3 protein-coding genes are annotated in these 3,988 nt (G+C 51.1%); 2 read left to right on the plus strand and 1 reads right to left on the minus strand.

Annotated features, from left to right (window positions below):
* Nucleotides 1-193: 193 nt before the first annotated feature.
* Nucleotides 194-868 (minus strand): glycerol acyltransferase, encoded by a 675-nt coding sequence (locus tag GX117_02400; GenBank protein NLO32199.1) that lies wholly within the window; start codon nt 866-868, stop codon nt 194-196.
* Nucleotides 869-1,222: 354 nt separating this feature from the next.
* Here GX117_02400 and GX117_02405 point away from each other — a divergent pair, with 354 nt between their 5' ends.
* Both GX117_02405 and GX117_02410 read left to right on the plus strand, forming a co-directional pair.
* The gene (locus GX117_02405) at nt 1,223-2,542 is read left to right on the plus strand and encodes a Gfo/Idh/MocA family oxidoreductase (protein NLO32200.1); all 1,320 of its coding nucleotides are present in this window, start codon (nt 1,223-1,225) and stop codon (nt 2,540-2,542) included.
* 53 nt (nt 2,543-2,595) lie between these two features.
* Nucleotides 2,596-3,988: HEAT repeat domain-containing protein (locus GX117_02410; protein NLO32201.1), on the plus strand; the 1,393-nt coding region annotated here is incomplete at its 3' end.

Below are 3,988 nucleotides of genomic sequence, written 5' to 3' on the forward strand. Positions count from 1 at the left end.
ATACATGGCGGAAATTTCGAGCCTTGGTCTGATTTATTCGTATTGCTAGATCTTGTATTTGCTCTGTCAGCCATACTTCACTATACCATGTTGTATCCAATTCCCTACATCCGAAATCAGCGCAACAGGGAAAGACAAATAGAGATAGAAGGGGAAGTCACAGCAAGAGTCCGTGCCGCAGCCCAACAAAAAATTACGGTGTATCCGGATCCTTATGAACAGACTGGAAATCGGAACTGTTACGGATTCCGTTGTCTTGTCCCGACTTAAAACGAACCTCACTGCGCAGCGATGGATGGCGAGGCGTAACCGTGTCGAAAAACGAACGGATGAATGCCAGATCTTCTTCCTGATCGCCTGTGCAATAGTATAAAGGGCCAAATCCGCCGGCTTTGCGTTTGAAATCAAGATAGCCTAAGGAAATCGGTACGCCTGCCGCGAGTGCAATGCGATAAAAGCCCGCCTTCCAATAGACTACCTTCGCACGGGTTCCTTCAGGAGTCAATGCGAGAATCAGCTCCTCCCGTTGCTCAAAGACCTCTACGGCCTGTTCAACAAGCCCCTGGCGTGTACCTCGATATACGGGGATACCGCCTGTTTTTTTGAAGATATATTTTAATATGGGCCAATTAAAGACGTCGGATTTGCCAAGCCATGCCCCTTTCATACGAAAATACCACGAAATCGCAAGCGCAATCGGATAGTCCCAGTTGGAGGTATGGGGCGCAACAATAACAATGTATTTGGGAACAGATGGCGGTGTCCCTTCCACCTTCCATCCCAGTAGTTTCAAAAAAGCCACACCTATAAGATGCAAGAAAAAGTTTACGCGGCCTGTATGTTGGAATGTAACCCGGTCAGACGACATACCGTCAAATCCTTGGTGAATATTTTTTTTATTTAGCGCAGCCAATAGCCGTACAATGATAAAGTACAAGGTCAGGGAAAGCAAAAGAACCTTTGGAATCGAAGGCGTCAATTATAAAAGATTTCACAAAAGAAATATCAATCCTGAGACCATCATTCAGCCCGGCCATTCGAAAAAAATTGAAAGTTTGTATTAATCCGGCTATAAACCCCACAATATCATATTGTGTCTTGTGAAAGAACTTTTGGATTCCCTGTCATGCCCGGTACCGCGTGGCATTGCAGTCGCGTCGCTATCGTCATTATTTCCTAAGCATCAATTTGCTTCATAATAAACCTAAATGGAGGATTCTCTATGAAACAGTACGCATCCCCCCTGTCACGCCGTTCTTTCTTGAAGGGCGCCGCAGCCGCAGCCGCTATCCCGGTCATCATCCCCGCCTCCGCTATGGGACGTAACGGCGCCGTTGCCCCCAGCGAACGTATCGTCATGGCATCTATCGGCGTGGGCGGCCAGGGCAGCTATGACACCCGTGCGCTCATGAATATCCCTGACGTCCAATACGTCGCCGTATGTGATGTTGACCGCAAGCACTGTGCCGGCGCAAAAAACATGTTGGAAGAGTACTATGCAAGTGCAAAGCCCGGCGATTCCTATTCCGGTATTCAGGAATACTATGATTTTCGGGAAGTGCTCGCGCGCGATGATATTGATGCCGTGATGATCGCCACCCCCGATCATTGGCACGCTGTAATCAGCATTGCCGCAGCTAAGGCGGGCAAAGACATTTATTGTGAAAAGCCTCTTGCCAACAGCATCCCGGAAGGGCGCGCCGTAGTAGATGCCGTGCGCCGTTATAAACGTGTATTCCAGACAGGCAGCCATGAGCGGTCCCGCGACAACTCACGCTATGCTTGCGAATTGGTTCGTAATGGGCGCATAGGGAAACTGCATACGATCCGCGTGCAGATGCCCGTCGACCGCGTTGAGGAATACGAACAACCGCCCTCTCCGCTCATGCCTGTTCCCGATCATTTTGATTACGATTTCTGGCTTGGCCCCGCCCGAGAAGCTCCCTATACAGAAAAACGCTGTCACTTTTATTTTCGCTATATCCTAGACTATAGCGGCGGCGAAATGACTGATCGCGGTGCCCATATTATCGACTTGGGACAATTAGGCAACGGAACAGATGACACCCTGCCCCTGAGCGTGGAAGGGACAGGTACCTTCGCAAAAGAAGGACTGTTTAACACTGCCTATGATTATAACTTCTCCTTTGAATACGCTAACGGTGTGCGATTGATCGGCGACACGACCGAGCCTCGAGGCATACGCTTTGAAGGCGATGAGGGCTGGGTATTTATCCATGTCCACGCCGGCACCCTTGAAGCGAATCCCACTTCCCTCTTACGTGAAGTCATCGGTCCCAACGAACTACACTTGGGCCGGAGCCGCGGTCATCATTATGACTTTATCGAATGCGTCAAGACGCGCGGCGAACCCAAAGCGCCCGTCGAGGTTGGCTATCACAGCGGAACCATGTGTCACATGGCAAATATCGCTATGCTGACCGGGAAAAAATTGAAGTGGGATCCTGTGCGCGAATGCTTTGACGATGATGCCGCCAATCGCTTAATGCAGCCATCCATGCGCGCCCCTTGGGTGATCTGACCGCCATCCCAAACTCAGTTCATATTCACACTTGAATTATAAGGAATATATTCATGAAATCATTGGTCCTTTTTCGCTGCGCACACTATCCCAGCCTTTGCCTTGCACTCACATTCATGGTTGCCTTGGGACTGAGCCCCTATTCCCAAGCCTTGGATTCTTCTTTGGAAGAACAATTCACCGCCTTTTGCACCTATGAACAAGGGGGCTCGGAAGTCCCGCTGCGCACCGTTGAGCAAGCCGTCTACGCGGCAAATACAGGCAAACCCGGAGCCCCGTCCCCTGATGAATTGGAAGAGGCATTCATCACCGTCCTTTCCGGTGATTGCACAGTTGACGCCAAACGTTTCGCCTGTCGTATGCTCGGAGAAATTAGCAAGCCCCAAGGCGCGCAAATACTCGCGCAACAATTGGCAGTAGAAACGCTTTTCAGCACCGCTCTCGCAGCCTTGGAACACATGGATATCCATGAATCCACCCAATCGCTTATTGCGGCACTCAACACTTCCGACTTGGAAAAGAAACGGGCGATTCTGTTGGCTTTGGGTCGTCAAGGCAGTGAAGAATGTGTTCCGATCCTTATCTCTTTTCTAAAAGGATCCGAAGCAATGTTAAACGAAGCCGCCGTACACGCCCTGAGCTCCATCAACAGCGAAGCAGCCTGTAAAAAACTCGTCGACGCCCTGGAAGAAACACAGGAAGAAAAGCAACCCTATCTTTGGGACGGATGCCTAAGCTGCGCCAATCATTGGATGGATTCCGACCTGAACGAAGCTATCTTGGAAGTGCTCAACAAGATGGCCGCCCCTGATTTCCCTGACCATATTCGTCTCGCCGCTGTCGCGCTGCTCATCCAAGCACAGCCGGAGCAGAGCCAAGCGCTGCTCACGGCTTTACTACAAGATCCCTCGTTCCCACTTGCATCGGATGCGCTCATGTTGGCGCGGAACATTGAAAACACCGAGATCACGCAATCGCTGATTGATCTGCTGCCCACCATCGCTGCGCCGCTGCGCGCCGGACTTTTAGATGCCCTCGCCGTGCGCGGAGACCGTAGCGCACGGGCCGCCGTACAAGCCTTTACGAATGATGAAAACACAGAAGTACGGCTCGCCGCCTTGAAAGCAACCGGTATGTTGGCAGATTCAACCTTGACTGATTTCCTATTAGACAGAGCGGTCAATGCCTCTGTGGAAGAACAGCGTATCGCCAAAGAAGCTTTGATGGTCATGGCCGATACCACCTTGAACACACAGCTCATGGAGGTTGCCAAAGGAAAGGATGACGAGCCCCTGCGACTGCAAGCAATCGCCTTGTTGGCTGAGCGCCAGGCAGCGGAATCCGTCGAACTTCTCTTTCTCCTTGCTGCTGATGGGGAACCCACCATTCGCGTAGAAGCCATTAACGCCCTTCGCGTACTCGCAACGGGCGATGAATTGTCACAAC

Source organism: Candidatus Hydrogenedentota bacterium, assembly GCA_012523015.1.
GTDB lineage: Bacteria > Hydrogenedentota > Hydrogenedentia > Hydrogenedentales > CAITNO01 > JAAYBJ01.